We start from the raw sequence: 16,925 nt of genomic DNA on the forward strand, positions 1-16,925 counted from the left end.
CTACCCCTTCTTACACTGGCGTTAGGGGGGAGATGCCTTGCACAGACGGTTGCACGGGCGCGGGGCGCTGTTCGACGTGGAGCCGGCCGGGCTCATACCGAGAATCGTCGGGTTACGGCCGTACCAGCACCGTGCCCATCCCCTCGAACACCCCGGGGAGCTGCCGTTCGTGGTGCTGACCGGGGCCCGGGGGCTCGGCAAGAGCGCGGTGCTCGGGGAGTTGCGGGCCGCCTACCAGGGGCACACTCCGGTCGCGCTCGTCGACTGTGCGGAGGCGCAGTTCACGGCGGCGCCCGCGGAGCGCCCCGCCGAGTCCTGGTCGCCGGTGGCGCAGGCCCTGCTGGTCGTCGCCGAACAGCTCGCGGAACCGGTGACGGGCGCCGGGCGGATCACCTTCCCGCGCCTCATGTCCGGCCTGGTCGCGGTGGCCGCCGGTGGCTGGGGCGACGCCGACTCGGAGCGGATCCGCCGCGAGGTGGAGCGGATCCTGCTGCTGAACGAGAGCGGCTCCTGGATCAGCGGGTTCGCGGGGCGGTGGGCCGGGAAGGTGGCCGCTAAGGTGGTCGCCGCCGCCACCGGCACCGGGCCACTGGTCTCCGGCGCCATCGAGGCCACCCTCGAGTCGATCGCCGAGGGCTTCGCCAGCCGCCGGCACCAGAAGGCGTCGGTCTGGTACCGCACGTACCCCAACGCGGGCGGCCACGCGCAGCGCGGGCTGATCCTGCTGTCCGGGCACTTCCGGGCCGGCGGCACCTCCCGGGAGCACGCCGAGCGCTATCTCGTACGCGCCCTGCTCGCCGACCTGACGGAGGCGTACGCGGGCGTGCTGCCGCGGATGCAGCGGCTCGGCCGCCCGCTGGTGCTGGTCGACAACGCGGGGACCGGGCCGGGTCCCGGCCTGCTGGACGCCGTGCTGCGCGACCGCGCCGACGGGGTCGCCGACCAGGTGGCGTTCGTCGCCGGGCTGCGCGGCGACGGCCGGGAGCTGCTGCGCAACGGCGTACGACGGGAGCTGGCCGAGGTCGCCCGGCGCACCGAGTGGGCACCGGACCCGGCCGTACCGTCCTCGCGAGCGCTGCTGGTGGCGTTACCGCCGCTCTCCCCCGACGACACCCTGCACCTCGTCGCCGCCCCGGCCGCACCCCAACTTCCGCATGCCGTCCACCGGTTGACCGGCGGCAATCCGCTGGGCAGCGCGGTGCTCGCGGAGGCGGCGGCCCAGCACCCGGACCGGGCCGGCGCGCTGGGCGAACTGCTCACCGCCGAGGTGCGCCTCACGGAGGACGGACCCACCGCCCCGGTCTACCGCGAACTCCTCGACCGGCTGGTCCCGCAGGACCGGCTCGACGAACTGACCGTGCTCGCCGCCGCGCACGACCACGACTCGGCGTGCGCCCTGGCCGCCGCGCTGCTCCCGGACGACTTCGGCCCGGCGGACGTACGGGCGTTGCAGAGCCGGCTGGCCGGGGAGGGGCTGCCGGTGGTGCCGGGGCAGTTCGTCGGCGACCCCTTCGTCCGGACCCTGCTGCTGCTCCGGCTGCACCTGCGGGACCCCGACCACAGCGGCTGGCGCACCGCCCACGAGACGCTGGTCGCCTCCTACACGGACGACCACCCGGACGAGCGGGCCCGCTTCCGGCTCCACCACCAACTGGCCCTGGGCCGCACCGAGTCGGCGGTCGCCCACCTCCGCGACACCTTCCCGGTGCTGGACATCCGGAGCTGGCTGCGCACCCTGCGGTTCGTCGCCTCGGCGCCCTACTTCCACGCCCATGACGCGGAGGGCCGCGACTTCGCCGGGCACGGCGACCGGCGGGCCGCGGTGGCGCTGGGCCGCACGGACGCCGGACAGCAGGTACCGGACGGCGTGGATCCCGCGCTGCATCTGCGCGTACGGCGCCTGCTGCACGCGGTGTGGCACCTGACCGATCCCCTGGTACTGCCCGACCCGAAGGTCGGCGACCGGCTCCGCTTCGAGCTGGAGCAGCTGTCCAACCTGCGGCCGGCCGGCAACGCGCTGCTGTGGCGGGCCTCCCGGGACTGGCCCACGGCCGCGCTGGCGGGCCGCCCGCCCGCCGACCCGGAGGACGACGAGGGCGACGAGGGCGACGACGAGCGGAGCGGGGTGGCGTGATGGCGCGGCGGGGCGTGGGCACGTGGTTGCGCGAAGGCGTCTGGGAGATCCCGCTGCGGCGCTACCTGGCCCTGCTGGTCACGGCGGGGCTGATCGCCGGCCTGGTCGTCGGGGTCCGGCTGGTGATCCACGACGACCGGTCCTGCGCGCCGGGGGTGGCCCGGCCCGAGGACAGCGACGAGTGCGTGGGCGTGGCGACCACGGCGTTCGACTTCGGGCATCCGCAGCTCCGCGACACCGTGCGGGCGATCGCCCGCGAGAACGCCCGGCTGAAGGCCGGGAGTTACGTGACGGTGGCGGTGATGCTGCCGTACACCGCGACGGCGGCGGCCAACCTCGCCGACATCCACCACGAACTCCAGGGCGCCTACCTGGCCCAGTACCAGGCCAACCACGACTCCAACGGGGAGTCCCCGGCGATCCGGCTGGTGCTGGCCAACCCCGGAGCGACCAGCCAGTACTGGCAGAAGATGGTCGCGCAGCTGGCGCGGATGACCGGCGGCACGGACCGGCTGCGGGCGGTGGCCGGGGTCGGGCAGAGCACCGACAACAACAAGAAGGCCGTCAAGGAGCTGAGCCGGCTGGGGATCCCGGTGGTGGGCTCGTCGATCACCGCCGACGACCTCGCCAACGGGCAGGACGGCAGGGATCCCTACCCCGGGCTGGCGCGGGTGTCCCCGACCAACACCGACGAGGCCCGCGCGCTCGCCTCCTTCGCCAAGGTCGGCGCGGGCCGGGCGCTGCTGGTGTACGACAAGCCGGGCGACCCCTACACACGGACGCTCCAGACGTCGTTCGCCGCACTGATCAAGGACTCGCCGTACGAGCCCCAGCCGTTCACGCCGCCGGCCGACCGCAGCAGGGAGGGGACGACCGCGAACACGTTCCGGCAGATCACCAACCTGATCTGCGACACCTCGCGGTCGACCGACACGATCCTGTTCGCCGGCCGGCACACGCAGCTGCGGCAGTTCATCAACGCGCTGGGCGGACGGGGCTGCCAGGACCGGAAGTTCACGGTGCTGACGGGTGACGAGGGGTCGTACCTCACCGGTGAGAAGGACCTGGACCGGGACGCCCTCCGGCACAATCTGTCGGTCCGGTACACCGCCCTCGCCCATCCGGACGCGTGGCTGAAGAACAGCCCGAAGACCGGGGGTTCGGCCGCGCAGGCGCAGACGCTGACGCGGCTGCTGAAGAGTGCGGAGAGATCGCCGGTGGGGCCGATCGGGCCGGTGGCGCTGGAGGACGGGCAGCTGATCATCGCGTACGACGCGATGCGGCTCGCCGTGCACGGCATCCGCGAGGCGGTGCCGGAGGGGCGGTCGGTGCCGACGCTGGCCGACGTGGGGTTGCAGTGGCCTCAGGTGAAGGGGTCGTTGCGGGTGGACGGGGCCAGTGGGTGGATCTGCCTTGACGTGCACGGGAACCCGTACGACAAGGCGGTACCGATCGTCGAGCTGCGCCCGGAGGGCGGGTCGCGGTTCGTGACGATCGCGTGGCCGCAGGGGAAGCCGCCCAGCAAGGAGTGTCTGCCGCCGTCCTAGCCACGACCGGAAGGAAATCCAGGTGGACCGGCGGCTCGAGGACCTGATCAACGTGTTCGTCGGCGGGGCCCTCTCGAGATCCGGCGCCTGTGGACCGGCACGCCGGGAATGCCTTCCTCCGCTCCTCCCAGGGCGACAGCCGCAGCGGGAGGCGCTGCTATGGACCACTGATAGCAATCAAACGTTCGAATCTGGTCCGCCAGCACTGTTCCATGTCGACCTCGCCCTTGAACTCGTGCGTGAAGCGCAGGGCGCTGCCCGACTCCCCGTCGCGCTCCAGGTGGAAGCGGATCCGGCCGCCGTTCTCCACCGTGTACTCGGCGACCCGGTCCACGTCCCACGCCGTGACCCGGCCCGTGCCCAGGTCACGCAGGGTGACCGTGCCGCCCAGGCGGGGTTGCAGGACGTCGGCGGGGGTGAACCACGCGGCCAGGCCCTCCGGGCTCGTCAGACTGGACCAGACCTGGTGCGGCGACCTCGGAAGCCGCACCAGGAAGTGGAGGATGTGCGTTCTCCCGTGGGCCTGACTGGTGGCCTGTTCGACGGAACCGGTCATGACACCAGCCTGACCCCGGCCCCCGGGATCCGCACCCCTGGGGGCGCTCCCCCGCCTTGTCGAGCAGGAACGCGAGCGCCGGCAACGGATCTACACGCCCGCGTAGGAGTGCTTGCCGGTGACGAAGATGTTGACGCCGTAGTAGTTGAACAGCCAGCAGCCGAAGGCGAGCATCGCCAGGTAGGCGGCCTTGCGGCCCTTCCAGCCGGCGGTGGCGCGGGCGTGCAGGTAGCAGGCGTAGGCGACCCAGGTGATGAAGGACCAGGTCTCCTTGGGGTCCCAGTTCCAGTAGCGGCCCCAGGCGCTGCCCGCCCAGATCGCGCCCGCGATGATCGTGAAGGTCCACAGGGGGAAGACCGCGGCGTTCACCCGGTAGGCGAACTTGTCCAGCGAGGCCGATGCCGGGAGGCGCTCCAGGACCGAGGCCGCGAAGCGGCCGGGGGTGCCGCCGGTCTCCAGCTTGTTCTCGTAGGAGTCCTTGAAGAGGTAGAGGATCGTCGCGACCGCGCCGACGTAGAAGACCGCGCCGCAGAAGATCGCCGTGGAGACGTGGATGTACAGCCAGTACGAGTGCAGGGCCGGGACCAGCGGCTCGCTCGCCGTGTAGAGGACGGTGACCGCGAGACCGAGGTCGAGCAGGACCGTGGTGATGAGGAAGAGGCCCATCCAGCGGACGTTCTTCTTCAGGGCCAGCAGCGCGAGGTAGAGGGCGACGGCGACCGTGGAGAACGTGATGTTGAACTCGTACATGTTGCCCCACGGCGCCCGCTGCACGGAGGCCGCCCGGGTGATCACGCCGGCCAGCTCCACGAGGAAGGCGAGGACGGTGAGGGAGATCGCGATCCGGCCGTAGAGGTCGCCCTGCTCGTCGCCGCCGTGGGCGCCGGGACCGTCCGGCACGTCGCGCGAGCCCGCCGCGGAGCGGACCACGATCTGCGGGCGTTCGAGTACGGCGGTGCCGCCGGCCTTCTTGACCGTCACCGCCGGCGCCTTCTTCGCCGTGCCCTCGGTGGTGAGCGCGTTGGCCGTACGGGCGACCCGGCTGCGGCTGCCCAGCAGCCACTCGAAGATGTAGGCGAAGAAGGCCAGTGTGTAGACGGCCATCGAGGAGTAGATGAGCGTGTTGCTCATGCTCGCGAGATGCTCGTTGGTCGCGGCGAGCGTGGTTGCGGCGGCGGAAGTCATCGCTTCTCAGCCCCTTCGGCAGGTACGGGGGATTCTGCGGAACGGTCGTCTTCGTCGGGGTCGGGAGCCCCCGGCGCCTGGTCGTAGAGGATTCCCGCGAGGTCGCCCAGCTCCTCGGGCACCTTCGCCGACTCGCTGCGGCCGAGGCCGGCCATCTCGACGACGGTGACGCCGTCGGGGCCCGGCACGGCCCGCACCCAGACGCGGCGGCGCTGGATGAACAGCGAGGCGGCGAGACCGAAGATCGCGGTGAGGGCACCGCCCAGCGCCCAGCCGCTGCCGGGCTCCTGGACGATCTCGAAACCGGCCCATTCCTTGACGTCCTTCTCGAACGTCACGGAACCGGCCCCGTTCGGCAGCTGCATGGTCTGCCCGGGCTTCAGGTTGTCCCGCAGCTGTGCCCCCTTGGAGTCCTTGAACTCCTTCATGTGGGTCTTGTCGAGCTGGTACACGCTCTGCGGAATGCCCGAGTTGACGCCGAGGTCGCCGTGGTACGGCGTCAGGTTCAGCACCGGGTTGTCCAGTGCCGGGAAGGTGGACAGGACCGAGGAGCCGCCGCCGTAGGTCGGCAGGAAGAACGCCGAGATGCCGAGCTGCTCGCCGACGCCCTGGGCGTTCTTGTAGCCGTCCAGCACCTTGACCACGCCCTGGGAGGTGATGTTGGCGTCGAGCGGGAGCAGCGGCACGGCGTCGTGGTAGACCACGTTGCCCTTGCCGTCGCGGACCGTGATGACGGGGGCGTAGCCGTGGCTGACGAGGTAGACCTTGGCGTCGTCGATGTGCAGCGGCTCGTTCACCTTGATGGTGGTCCGCTTCGGCTTGCCGTAGGCGCCCTCGATGTAGGCGATGTCCGCGGTGAAGGTGACCGGTGTGCCCTTGCTGGGGCCACTGGTCTGGTAGCTGGCGTGGAAGTTCTTCAGGTCGAAGCTGAACGGCACCAGGTCGTCGGTGCTGAACAGGGAGCCGGACTTGAAGTCGTCGTACTGGAGGATCGAGTTGGCGAACCCGCCGCCCTCGACGACCAGCTTGGTGCCGTCCGACTTGTACATCTGGCCGGAGGCGAACGCGATCAGCAGCACGATCAGCGCGATGTGGAAGGCGAGGTTGCCGAACTCGCGGACGTAGCCCTTCTCGGCGGCGACCGCGTCCCCGACGAGATGGGCGCGGAAGCGCCGCTTCTTCAGCAGCTTCAGCGCCACGTCACGGACCTCCTCGGGCTCCGCCGTGGTCCGCCAGGTCGTGTACGCGGGGAGGCGGTTCAGCCGCTTCGGGGCGCCCGGCGGACGGCCGCGCAGCTGGCCCACGAACTGCCAGGCGCGCGGGATGATGCAGCCGACGAGGGAGACGAACAGCAGGATGTAGATCGCCGAGAACCACACCGAGCTGTAGACGTGGAACAGGCCGAGCCTGTCGTAGACCGGCGACAGCGTCTTGTGGGCCTTGCGGAAGTCGTCGACCTTGGAGATGTCCGCGCCGGACTGCGGGATCAGCGACCCGGGGATCGCACCCAGCGACAGCAGCAGGAGCAGCAGCAGCGCGACCCGCATGGAGGTCAGCTGCCGCCAGAACCAGCGGGCCCAGCCGATGACCCCGATGCCGGGGACGATCGGCGGCTCGTCCTGGGAGGGCGCGGTGGACAGCTGTGAGCCGGCCGCGCCGAGTTCCTGATCGTCGGAGGCGTTCCTGGAAGTCGTACTCATCGATCAGATCCCTACAGTGAAGCCGTCGGACCAGCCCTGCATCTCCTGCACGAGACTGTCCCAGGCCCCGGTCAGCAGCAGCACACCGGTCACGATCATCATCGTGCCGCCGATGCGCATCACCCAGACATAGTGGCGCTTGACCCAGCCGAAGGCGCCGAGCGCCTTGCGGAAGGCGACCGCGGTGAGCACGAAGGGCACGCCGAGGCCGAGGCAGTACGCGACCGTCAGTATGGCGCCGCGGTCCGCGCTGCCCTGCTGGGAGGAGAGGGTCAGCACGGCGGAGAGCGTCGGGCCGATGCACGGGGTCCAGCCGATGCCGAACAGCGCGCCCAGCAGCGGCGCCCCTATCAGGCCGGTCACCGGCCGCTTGTGGAAGCGGAACTCGCGCTGGGTGAACCACGGCATCAGGCCCATGAAGAACACGCCCATGGCGATCATCAGGACGCCGAGCACCTTGCCGAGGGTGCCGGACTGCTCCTGGAGGGTCTGGCCGAAGTAGCCGAACAGCGCCCCGCCGGAGACGAACACAGCGGTGAAGCCGAGGACGAAGAGGGAGGCGCCGGTGACCATCCGGCCACGCCGGGCCTCCGCGAGGTCGGTCCCGGCGACGCCCGTGACATAGGAGAGGTATCCGGGAACCAGGGGCAGCACGCAGGGCGAGAAGAAGGAGACGAGCCCGCCGAGCAGTGCGATCGGCAGGGCCACCAGCAGAGCCCCGTTGAGGACGGTTTCGTTGCGGCCCGTCTCCGCGGCCAGCGTGAGGAGCGCGCTCACGTCACTTCTCCGCGAGAACCGGCTTGATCATCTTCAGCAGGTTCTCCTCACTGAGTGCCGCCAGCGAGCGTGCCGCTACGTTGCCCTGCCGGTCGAGGACCAGGGTGGAGGGGATGGCCTGCGGGTTGAGCGTGCCCTTCTTGAAGCGGAGCATCAGCTTGCCCGTCGGGTCGTACAGGCTCGGGTAGCCGATGCCGTTCTGCTTCTCGAAGGCGACCGCGGAACCGGTGCTGGTGTCGCGGGTGTTGATGCCGACGAACTGGACGCCCTTGCTCGCGTACGCCTTGGAGACGGAGGCGAAGTAGGGGGCTTCGGCACGGCACGGGCTGCACCAGGAGCCCCACACGTTGATGACGACGACCTTGCCCCGGTAGCTCGCGACGTCCAGCGTGCTGCCGTCGATGGTCTTGCCGGACAGGTCGGGGGCCGCCGCGCGGTGGCCCTTCGCGACCGTGTCGATGCCGTCCTTGCCGGCGACGAAGTTGGTGTTGCCACCTCCGCCGGAGGTGCCGCCGTTGCCGCACGCGGACAGGGTCAGGGCCGCGGCGGCGGCCATGGCGCCGAGCAGGACGGCGCGGCTACGGGTACTCATGTGAAAAGTTTCGCATGCCCGTTCTGGGGATCTTGCGCACCCCCCTTGGTCCGGGAAACGTCCCTTTCAGGCCGCTGCCCCCTGCTTGAGGAAGGTCTTCCAGCCGCCCGTCGGCCGCTGCCCCACGTCCAGCGTGCGGAGCTTGGCCAGGACCTCCGGCTTCTGTACGTCCATCCAGTCCACGAACTGCCGGAAGGAGACCAGCCGGACGTCGGCGCCCTTCTCCTTCTCACGGGCGATGTGCTTGAAGGCCTCCTCGACGGAGTCCATGTAGATACCGCCGTTCCACTGCTCGAAGTGGTTGCCTATGAAGAACGGCGCCCGGTTTGTCGTGTACGCCCGCTCGAATCCCGCTATGTACGACTGTGCCGACTGCTGTCGCCAGCGCGGGTAGTTGTAGGCGGGGGCCTTCGTCGAGTTGACCGACTGGTTGGCGAGCATGTTGTAGTCCATGGACAGGACCTCGAAGGAGTGACCGGGGAACGGTATCTGCTGGAGGGGCAGGTCCCAGATGCCCAGCTTCTTGTCCGGCCAGGTCTGGCGGCCGCCGGGCGAGGAGGCGTCGTAGCGCCAGCCGAGTTCGCGGGCGGTGGGCAGCAGATTGTTCTGGCCGAGGAGGCAGGGGGTGCGGCCGCCGACCAGTTCCTTGTCGTAGTCGAAGGGCAGGGACGGCAGGTCGCTCCAGCCGCTGTTGGTCCGCCACTCCTTCACGAACGCCTTGGCCTGGTCTATCTCGCTGCGCCACTGCTTGGGCGTCCAGTTGCCGACCGTGCCGTAGCCGCCGCAGAAGTGCCCGTTGAAGTGGGTGCCTATCTCATGCCCTTCGAGCCAGGCGCGGCGGACGTTGGCGAGCGTCGCCTTGATGTGCTCGTCGGTGAGGTAGCCGATGTCGGAGGCGCCCCGGGGGTTGTTCGGCGGGTTGTACAGCCGCTTCTTCGACTCGGGGAGGAGATAGAGACCCGAGAGGAAGAAGGTCATCGACGCGCCGTGTTCCCTGGCGAGGTCCAGGAAGCGCGGGAAGAGGCCGTTGCCGACCTCGCCGGCGCCGTCCCAGGAGAAGATCACGAACTGCGGCGGGGTCTGGCCGGGCTCCAGCGGCTCGGGGGCGCCGGGCTGGTGGGGCTGCTTGCCGCTGTTCGAGGTGGAGCCGTCGCCGAGGGGGCGGGCGGTGGGCTTGGGCTTGGGCTTCCCGGAGGGCTTCTCACTGGAACCGCCGGCATGGGTCGTGCCGTCCGACGGTGTGTGCGTGCCGCAGCCCGCGAGGCCGAGGCCGGCCGCGGCGCCCGCGCCGACGCCGAGTATTCCCCTTCGGGTGAAGGTCCGCATGGTTCCCCGATTCGTCGCGTCCTCTGGTGGTCACCCAGTCAGAGGGCGCGACGAACGAACGGGTTCCTTCACTTCTTCGCTGTTTCAAGCCGAATGCGACGAAGAGGCGGATAAGTACCGTATGCCGGGGGAGCGTTACGCCCCGAAGGCCTTGTCCTTCCCCTTCACCGGCTTGGCGCCGGCACGGAGGTGGGCCGGGACGAGGTCGATGGCCGGCTCGCTGTATCCGACGGAAACGATCCTGTCCCCCTCGTATGTGAAAGTCGTCAGGGAGGCGAGGGTGCACTGCCGCTTGCGCGGGTCGTGCCAGAGCCGGCGCTTCTCGACGTAGGACCGCAGGATCCAGATCGGCAGCTGGTGGCTGACCAGCACCGCCTCATGACCGCGGGCCTGGTCCCTGGCCGTGTCCAGGGCGCCCTTCATCCGGACGACCTGGTCGACGTACGGCTCACCCCAGGACGGCCGGAACGGGTTGACCAGGTACTTCCAGTTGGCGGGCTTCTTCAGCGCCCCGTCACCGACGCCGAAGGTCTTGCCCTGGAAGATGTTCTCCGCCTCGATGAGCCGCTCGTCGGTGGCGAGGTCGAGCCCGTGCGCCTTGGCGATCGGGGTGGCGGTCTCCTGCGCCCGCTCCAGCGGCGAGGCGACGACGTACGTCACGTCCCGCGCGGCGAGGTGCTCGGCGACCCGGTCGGCCATCTGCCGGCCCAGCTCGGAGAGGTGGTAGCCGGGGAGTCTGCCGTACAGCACCCCGTCGGGGTTGGCGACCTCGCCGTGCCGCATCACATGGACGACGGTGATGTCCTGCTGCTCGCTCATGCTGCCGTGGCCTCCGCGGCCGCTCGGGCCGCCGCCGGGAGGGCGTCGGCGATCTTCTGGATGGCCCGCTCGTCGTGGGCCGTGGAGACGAACCAGGACTCGAAGGACGACGGCGGCAGGTACACGCCGTCGGAGAGGAGGGAGTGGAAGAAGGCGGTGAACCGGAAGGACTCCTGGCCCCGCGCGTCCTCGTAGTTCCGCACCGGACGGTTGGTGAAGAACACGGAGAACATGTTGGAGGCGGTCTGCACCTGGTGTGCCACGCCCTCCTTGCTGAGCGCCTCGGTGACCAGGGCCTGGATCTGCGCGGAGACGGCGTCCACCTTCTCGTACGCCGCGTCGTCGAGCAGTCGCAGCTGGGCGAGTCCGGCGGCGGTGGCGACGGGGTTCCCGGAGAGGGTGCCGGCCTGGTAGACGGGCCCGGCCGGCGCGAGGTGCGCCATGACGTCCTCCCGGCCCCCGAAGGCGGCGGCCGGGAAGCCGCCCCCCATCACCTTCCCGAAGGTCATCAGGTCGGGCACCACCCCGTCGATCCCGAACCACCCGGCCCGGCTGGTCCGGAACCCGGTCATGACCTCGTCGGAGATGTACAGGGCGCCGTTCCTCTGGCAGGTGTCCCGAACGCCCTGGTTGAACCCGGGCGCGGGCGGCACGACGCCCATGTTGCCCGGCGAGGCCTCGGTGATCACACAGGCGATCTCCCCGGGGTGCCGGTGGAAGGCCTCCTGCACGGCTTCGAGATCGTTGTACGGCAGCACGATGGTGTCCCCGGCCTGGGCACCGGTGACACCCGGGGTGTCGGGCAGCGCGAAGGTCGCCACCCCCGACCCGGCCGCGGCGAGCAGCGAGTCGACGTGACCGTGGTAACACCCGGCGAACTTGATCACCTTGGTGCGCCGGGTGAACCCGCGGGCCAGCCGGATGGCGCTCATCGTGGCCTCGGTGCCGCTGCTGACGAGCCGCACCTGCTCCAGGGGCTCGATCCGGGCGACCATCTCCTCCGCGAGGGCGACCTCGCCCTCACCGGGCGTACCGAAGGAGGTACCGCGGGAGACGGCGTCCTGGACGGCGGCGATGACCTCGGGGTGGGAGTGCCCGAGGATCATCGGTCCCCAGGAACAGACGAGGTCGACGTACTCGCGGCCGTCGGCGTCGGTGAGGTAGGCCCCCTTGCCGGAGACCATGAAGCGGGGGGTGCCGCCGACGGCGCGGAAGGCGCGCACCGGGGAGTTCACGCCGCCGGGCGTGACCGCGGAGGCGCGGTCGAAGAGCGCCTGTGAGACGGGCGCGTCGTAGGGATAGGGCGTTTCGCTCTGGGCGCTCATGACGTGCGGCTTCTCCGGCTTCTCGGACTCCGGTTGCTGGGTGACCTCCTCAGGGTAGGCGGAGGACGGTGGTCTTCTCGCAGCGGAGGACGGCGGTACCCGCGCGGCGCCCGGGGCATCTGCGAGACTGTGACCCGATACACCCAGCTCATCCGGTACATAGCCGGCCGGAGGCTGTAAAGATCCTGCGGACTGATGTTTCGACGCACGTTTCGGCGGGCGGCCGTGGGGGAGGTCACTGACACGATGATCGGGTTGCGCGGCGGGGGCCACGCGTCCTAGAAAAGCAGTCGGGTGGAGATATGCATCGCGGTGGCGGACTGGGCGAGGGGACTGACGACCTGGGTCCTCGACGTGCCCGGCGGGGAAGGCACCGACGCGACGCGGAGGAAGCGGCTGAGGCAGCACGTCAGGAACAGGGCGGCGTACCGAGTGAGTCCGAGCGGCGCGACCGACGTATCGATCAGTGGGACCAGAGGGACCAGCGGATCGATCGCCGGATCGACCGACTTCAGACGGGGAGCAGGAATGGTGGTCGGGTGGGGGTGACGTACAAATACTTCGGCGCACCGGACGGCGCGACCGCGGCCCGGGTCCCGATCTCGATGCGTCCCGAGGAACTCGGCGGCGACGAGCTCGGCATGAACGGCATGTTCACGAAGATCAAGCCGGAGACCATGGCCGCGATGGTGCTGACGGGCATCGAAGGCGTACCTCTGAACAAGGTGCCACCCCTGGAGCTGGTCGTCCTGCACCCGGACTACGCGGTGGTCAAGCTCCCCATGACGGTCGTCGACCCGCTGCGCGGCATCGGCGAGGAAGCGGTGGGAGCGGCGGCCTTCATCTGGTCGACGGTCCCGGACCGGGGCGGCCCGAGGGACGCGTTCAACGTGTACCAGCTGCTGCACGAGTGGCAGGATTTCTCGCATCGGTTGCATGAGGCGGGGCATCAGCCGTACTGCCTTGTCTGGCCGTGACCTGGGTTTTCTCGACGTCATGGCAGGGCGGGGCAGGCCGCCGGTGGACGAGCTGGGCACCCTGGGGGGTGGCCCGCGTCAGCCTCGGCTCAGGCGTGGCGCAGGCCGCCTACACCGCGGCACGGCGCGCGGCGCTCGAACCGCAGGGAACCGGCGGCTACATCTCCCTCCAGCACGCCCTCGGCTACCCGGTACTCAACGGCCTGTTCGCCGAGGCTCGCTGACCGCGCCCACCAGCGTGCCTGGCGCGGACCGCATCGGCCGCGGGGCACACGACGGGCCGGCCCACGTCAGGCCGCCCCCGGAGCGGCGGCACGCGCGAGCGCCGATTACCCATGACGCCGTCGCCTTCGGCAGGATGAGCGCCATGACCGAGATCCACACACCCCGCCTGCTCCTCCGTCGCTGGCACGACGACGACCTCGCGGCCATGGCGGACATCAACGCGGACCCCCGGGTCATGCGCTGGATCGACGACGGCTCGGTGCGCGACCTGGACCACACGGCAGAAGCCATCGAGCGGTGGGAGGAGGAATGGGACGAGGAGGGCTTCGGACTCTTCGCCGTCGAACTACTGGCTTCGGGTGAGCTCGCCGGCTTCACGGGTCTGTCCGTGCCCGAATTCCTGCCGGAGGTACTGCCCGCCGTGGCGATCAGCTGGCGGCTCGGCTCACAGTTCTGGGGCCAGGGATACGCATCCGAAGCCGCCCACGCCACGCTGGAATTCGCGCTCCAGGACCGCGGCCTCGACCGCGTGATCAGCATCAGCCGTGCGGGTGACGACGCCTCCGAGAACGTCATCCGCAAGCTCGGCATGGTGCCGGAGCGGGAGACGGCACACCCGGTGTACGGCTATCCGCTGCACGTCCACACCATCGATCTCACCGAGTTCCAGGCGTGAGCCGGCCGAGCCGTCGATCATCACGAGACAGCCAACCCCGACAGGGGTGAGCCAGAGCGCCAGGAGTCCCCGTTCGGCAGCGCGGACGGACGCGATCGGGCCGAGAGACTTCCCGATCAGGACGGGTACGGCGCCTGGTGAACGCACGGACCCGTGGTCGAGTACCAAGGCGGCCTGAACGAGGACCCGGTGGCCGGCGACCCGGTGGCCGGTGACCCGGTTGGCCGGTGCCGGCGGGGCCCATCGACGGCCGCCTGGGTCGGCTCGTCGGCACACGGCGAGGAGGTCGATCCGGGCCCAGGCCGCGCGGCGCGGCGCTGCGCGAAGACGCGGTCGGCCTGCGAGCGACCGGCCGAAGCGGGACCTCGCGCCGATCGCGTGCCGGTTCAGCGGATGCGGGCCACGCCCGCGTAGATGCCGCTGCCCTCCGGCGCCGGGGCCGGTGTGGCGGCGAACCACTCCGTCGCCGTCACCAGGCCGGGTGACACGAGATCCATTCCGTCGAAGAACCGCTCCACTTCCGGGCGGGTACGGAAGGCGAGCTGGATGCCGCCCTTGGCGTACTCGGCGACGACCTGTTCGACGAGGTCCGGGTACAGGTCGGACGCGGCGTGCGACAGGATCAGGTGGCTGCCCGACGGCAGCGTGTCGACCAGGGCACGGACTATGTCGTGGGCGCCCTGCTCGTCGCTTATGAAGTGCATCAGCGCGATGAGCGACAGCGCGACCGGGCGGTCGAAATCCAGGACGTGCCGGGCGTGCCGGACGATCGCCTCCGGATCACGCACATCCGCCTGGATGTAGTCGGTCACCCCCTCGGGGCGGCTGATCAGCAGCGCCTCCGCGTGCCGCAGGACGATCGGGTCGTTGTCGGTGTAGACGACCTTGGCCGACGGCACGACGTTCTGCACGATCTGATGGAGATTCGGCTCGGTGGGAATTCCGGTGCCGATGTCCAGGAACTGATCGACGCCCTGCGTGGCGAGCCACGCGGCGGCCCGGTGCATGAACTGACGGTTCTGCCGGGCGGCGTCCCTCGCCTCGGGCGGCAGCTTCTCGCCGACGGCCTCGTCGACCGGGTAGTTGTCCTTGCCGCCGAGCAGCCAGTCATAGACCCGCGCAGGGTGTGCCCTGCTGGTGTCGACCGACGGAAACGGCTGAGGGTTGGTCGTCATGGCAACTCCATCGCGCCGATGAGAAGTACAGAGCGAGTTCGCGGTGATCGTACTCGGGCGTCTCATCTGCCTTGCACAGGGGGCGACTTGGTCAGCGCAGGGCGCGCGTGCGCCGGGTGGAGCTCGAACTCCTGGAGACCCGCGCCTTGGTTCGCCAGGGCAAGTCGGGGGGACCGCACCGGCGGCGACTCGGCGATCGCCGGCGGTGACGGGCGCCCCTCAGACCCAGCTGTCGAGCCACATCCTGGCCTGCCAGCCGGAGTACGGGATGGTCTGCCCGGTGTAGATCGGGAAGAAGTAGACGAAGTTCCAGGCGATGAGCAGGACCAGCACGCCCGCGGCCACCGCGCCCGTCTGCCGGCGGCGCTCCGTCGCGCCCGGTGGCCCCAGCATGGCTCCGATCATCATCGTCACGGCCAGGCACAGGTACGGCACGAAGACGACCGCGTAGAAGGAGAAGACCGTGCGGTCCTGGTACAGGAACCACGGCAGATAGCCGGCGGCCACCGCGCACAGGACGGCGCCGGCCCGCCAGTCGCGCCGCAGTGCCCAGCGGTAGAGGAGATAGACCAGGGCGACGCAGGCGGCCCACCATAGGACCGGGGTGCCCAGGGCGAGGACCGTGCGGGAGCAGGCGGAGGCCGTGCGGCAGCCGTCCTCTCCGGGTTGCGGCGAGTCGTAGGAGAACAGCACGGGGCGGCCGAGGACCAGCCAACTCCAGGGATTCGACTGGTACTTGTGAGGCGTGTGCAGCCCCACGTTGAACTGGTACACCAGGTACTCGTAGTGCCACAGGCTGCGCAGCGGGGCCGGGATCCACGACCAGGTGCCGCCCCGGCCGTCCGCCCAGTGGCGTCCCCAGCCGTCGTCGGACAGGAACCAGCCGGTCCAGGTCACCAGATACGTCACGACGGCGACCGGCGCGAGGGAGAGCAGCGAGGGCCCGAGGTCCCTGCGCAGCACCGCCCGGTACGGGTGCCGGGCTCCGGCCACCCGGCGTGCGCCGACGTCCCACAGCAAGGTCAGGACGATGAAGAAGGCCAGGAAGTAGAGGCCGTTCCATTTGGTCGAGGCGGCCAGGCCCAGGAAGAGGCCCGCCGCGAGCCGCCAGGGCCGCCATCCCGTTCCCGCGCGGTCACCGGTGTCGCCGTCGGGCCGTACCCGGCCGTCCGCGCCGGCCGGCAGCGCCGCCGCGAGCCGGGCCCGCGCCCGGTCCCGGTCGATCAGCAGGCAGCCGAAGGCCGCCAGGGCGAAGACCATCACGACGAGGTCCAGCAGCGCGGTACGGCTCATCACGACATGCAGGCCGTCCACCGCCAGCAGGGCGCCGGCCAGGCAGCCCAGGAAGGTGGACCGGAACAGGCGGCGCCCGATCCGGCACAGCAGCAGCACGCTCAGCGTGCCCAGCAGCGCCGTCATGAAGCGCCAGCCGAACGGGGTGAGGCCGAACAGCCCCTCGCCGAGGGCGATCACCCACTTGCCCGCAGGCGGGTGCGCGACGAAGGAACCCGCGTCGGAGAGCGGGATCACCTGCGGGTGCGCGAGGATCTCCGGGTCGGTGATCTTGCGGTCCGGCCAGGTGCCCTCGTAGCCGAGGTGCAGCAGCGACCAGGCGTCCTTGGCGTAGTAGGTCTCGTCGAAGACGACCTCCCGCGGCCGGCCGAGCCGCCAGAACCGGATCGCCCCCGCCAGCACGGCGACCAGCACCGGTCCCAGCCACTCCATCGCCCTGGCGAGGCGGTCCGCCGGCGCGGGCGCGAGCCCGACAAGCGCCCACAGACGCGGGGACGGCTCCGGAAACGGCGGGACAAGCCGCTCCCGCACATCGGCAGGGGGCCGCCCGGGAACCGCCCCCACGATCCGGCGAGCCGGGAGGCGTTTCGTTCCGTCCATTCCATCCAGCAACTGAGC

At 70.4% G+C, this 16,925-nt stretch carries 15 protein-coding genes; 5 read left to right on the plus strand and 10 right to left on the minus strand.

Annotated features, from left to right (window positions below):
• Positions 1-37 precede the first annotated feature (37 nt).
• The gene (locus AB0N16_RS10425) at positions 38-2,134 is read left to right on the plus strand and encodes a hypothetical protein (RefSeq protein WP_365795050.1); all 2,097 of its coding nucleotides are present in this window, start codon (positions 38-40) and stop codon (positions 2,132-2,134) included.
• The gene (locus tag AB0N16_RS10430; RefSeq protein WP_365795052.1) at positions 2,134-3,681 is read left to right on the plus strand and encodes a hypothetical protein; all 1,548 of its coding nucleotides are present in this window, start codon (positions 2,134-2,136) and stop codon (positions 3,679-3,681) included. The genes AB0N16_RS10425 and AB0N16_RS10430 overlap by 1 nt, the downstream gene beginning before the upstream one ends.
• A 157-nt stretch (positions 3,682-3,838) precedes the next feature.
• Here the strand turns inward: AB0N16_RS10430 and AB0N16_RS10435 are convergent, their stop codons facing one another.
• The 8 genes from AB0N16_RS10435 to hemL form a co-directional block, all read right to left on the minus strand.
• Positions 3,839-4,237, minus strand: coding sequence for an SRPBCC family protein (locus tag AB0N16_RS10435; RefSeq protein ID WP_365795054.1), 399 nt, complete (start codon positions 4,235-4,237; stop codon positions 3,839-3,841).
• Positions 4,238-4,327: 90 nt separating this feature from the next.
• The gene (gene ccsB, locus AB0N16_RS10440; RefSeq protein WP_365795056.1) at positions 4,328-5,422 is read right to left on the minus strand and encodes a c-type cytochrome biogenesis protein CcsB; all 1,095 of its coding nucleotides are present in this window, start codon (positions 5,420-5,422) and stop codon (positions 4,328-4,330) included.
• Positions 5,419-7,122 (minus strand): cytochrome c biogenesis protein ResB, encoded by a 1,704-nt coding sequence (locus AB0N16_RS10445; RefSeq protein WP_365795058.1) that lies wholly within the window; start codon positions 7,120-7,122, stop codon positions 5,419-5,421. Before AB0N16_RS10445 ends, ccsB begins: the two co-directional genes overlap by 4 nt.
• Positions 7,123-7,125: 3 nt before the next feature.
• Complete coding sequence (locus AB0N16_RS10450; protein WP_365795060.1) at positions 7,126-7,899, minus strand: cytochrome c biogenesis protein CcdA; 774 nt, start codon at positions 7,897-7,899, stop codon at positions 7,126-7,128.
• A gap of 1 nt (position 7,900) precedes the next feature.
• Positions 7,901-8,491 carry a TlpA disulfide reductase family protein gene (locus tag AB0N16_RS10455; protein ID WP_365795062.1) on the minus strand — a complete coding sequence of 197 codons (591 nt, stop codon included), beginning with the start codon at positions 8,489-8,491 and terminating at the stop codon, positions 7,901-7,903.
• Between the two features lie 66 nt (positions 8,492-8,557).
• On the minus strand, positions 8,558-9,817 hold the full coding sequence (locus tag AB0N16_RS10460) for a hypothetical protein (RefSeq protein ID WP_365795064.1): 1,260 nt from the start codon (positions 9,815-9,817) through the stop codon (positions 8,558-8,560).
• A 135-nt stretch (positions 9,818-9,952) separates the two neighbouring features.
• Positions 9,953-10,636, minus strand: coding sequence for a histidine phosphatase family protein (locus AB0N16_RS10465; RefSeq protein ID WP_365795066.1), 684 nt, complete (start codon positions 10,634-10,636; stop codon positions 9,953-9,955).
• Entirely contained in the window at positions 10,633-11,961 is a 1,329-nt protein-coding gene (hemL, locus tag AB0N16_RS10470) for a glutamate-1-semialdehyde 2,1-aminomutase (RefSeq protein ID WP_365795068.1), read from the minus strand. Before hemL ends, AB0N16_RS10465 begins: the two co-directional genes overlap by 4 nt.
• Before the next feature lie 302 nt (positions 11,962-12,263).
• On the opposite strand from hemL, the gene AB0N16_RS10475 reads away from it, so the two are divergent.
• From AB0N16_RS10475 to AB0N16_RS10485, 3 genes are all read left to right on the plus strand, one after another.
• On the plus strand, positions 12,264-12,938 hold the full coding sequence (locus AB0N16_RS10475; RefSeq protein WP_365795070.1) for a hypothetical protein: 675 nt from the start codon (positions 12,264-12,266) through the stop codon (positions 12,936-12,938).
• 68 nt (positions 12,939-13,006) lie between these two features.
• The gene (locus AB0N16_RS10480) at positions 13,007-13,162 is read left to right on the plus strand and encodes a hypothetical protein (protein ID WP_365795072.1); all 156 of its coding nucleotides are present in this window, start codon (positions 13,007-13,009) and stop codon (positions 13,160-13,162) included.
• A 143-nt stretch (positions 13,163-13,305) separates the two neighbouring features.
• Positions 13,306-13,839, plus strand: coding sequence for a GNAT family N-acetyltransferase (locus AB0N16_RS10485; RefSeq protein WP_365795074.1), 534 nt, complete (start codon positions 13,306-13,308; stop codon positions 13,837-13,839).
• Positions 13,840-14,225: 386 nt separating this feature from the next.
• On the opposite strand, the gene AB0N16_RS10490 is transcribed toward AB0N16_RS10485, so the two are convergent.
• Both AB0N16_RS10490 and AB0N16_RS10495 read right to left on the minus strand, forming a co-directional pair.
• Positions 14,226-15,014, minus strand: a complete 789-nt coding sequence (locus AB0N16_RS10490) for an SAM-dependent methyltransferase (RefSeq protein ID WP_365795076.1) — start codon at positions 15,012-15,014, stop codon at positions 14,226-14,228.
• A 219-nt stretch (positions 15,015-15,233) separates the two neighbouring features.
• Positions 15,234-16,907, minus strand: a complete 1,674-nt coding sequence (locus AB0N16_RS10495; RefSeq protein WP_365795078.1) for a phospholipid carrier-dependent glycosyltransferase — start codon at positions 16,905-16,907, stop codon at positions 15,234-15,236.
• Positions 16,908-16,925 lie beyond the last annotated feature (18 nt).

The sequence above is a fragment of the Streptomyces sp. NPDC051105 genome (genome assembly GCF_040682795.1).
GTDB lineage: Bacteria > Actinomycetota > Actinomycetes > Streptomycetales > Streptomycetaceae > Streptomyces.

Excerpts from the sequence above, each read along its gene's own strand:
- AB0N16_RS10490 (WP_365795076.1), bottom strand. The coding sequence starts at position 15,014 with ATGACGACCAACCCTCAGCCGTTTCCGTCGGTCGACACCAGCAGGGCA.
- AB0N16_RS10460 (WP_365795064.1), bottom strand. The coding sequence starts at position 9,817 with ATGCGGACCTTCACCCGAAGGGGAATACTCGGCGTCGGCGCGGGCGCC.
- AB0N16_RS10455 (WP_365795062.1), bottom strand. The coding sequence starts at position 8,491 with ATGAGTACCCGTAGCCGCGCCGTCCTGCTCGGCGCCATGGCCGCCGCC.
- AB0N16_RS10445 (WP_365795058.1), bottom strand. The coding sequence starts at position 7,122 with ATGAGTACGACTTCCAGGAACGCCTCCGACGATCAGGAACTCGGCGCG.
- AB0N16_RS10495 (WP_365795078.1), bottom strand. The coding sequence starts at position 16,907 with ATGGACGGAACGAAACGCCTCCCGGCTCGCCGGATCGTGGGGGCGGTT.
- AB0N16_RS10435 (WP_365795054.1), bottom strand. The coding sequence starts at position 4,237 with ATGACCGGTTCCGTCGAACAGGCCACCAGTCAGGCCCACGGGAGAACG.
- hemL (WP_365795068.1), bottom strand. The coding sequence starts at position 11,961 with ATGAGCGCCCAGAGCGAAACGCCCTATCCCTACGACGCGCCCGTCTCA.
- AB0N16_RS10475 (WP_365795070.1), top strand. The coding sequence starts at position 12,264 with ATGCATCGCGGTGGCGGACTGGGCGAGGGGACTGACGACCTGGGTCCT.
- AB0N16_RS10430 (WP_365795052.1), top strand. The coding sequence starts at position 2,134 with ATGGCGCGGCGGGGCGTGGGCACGTGGTTGCGCGAAGGCGTCTGGGAG.
- AB0N16_RS10485 (WP_365795074.1), top strand. The coding sequence starts at position 13,306 with ATGACCGAGATCCACACACCCCGCCTGCTCCTCCGTCGCTGGCACGAC.
- ccsB (WP_365795056.1), bottom strand. The coding sequence starts at position 5,422 with ATGACTTCCGCCGCCGCAACCACGCTCGCCGCGACCAACGAGCATCTC.
- AB0N16_RS10465 (WP_365795066.1), bottom strand. The coding sequence starts at position 10,636 with ATGAGCGAGCAGCAGGACATCACCGTCGTCCATGTGATGCGGCACGGC.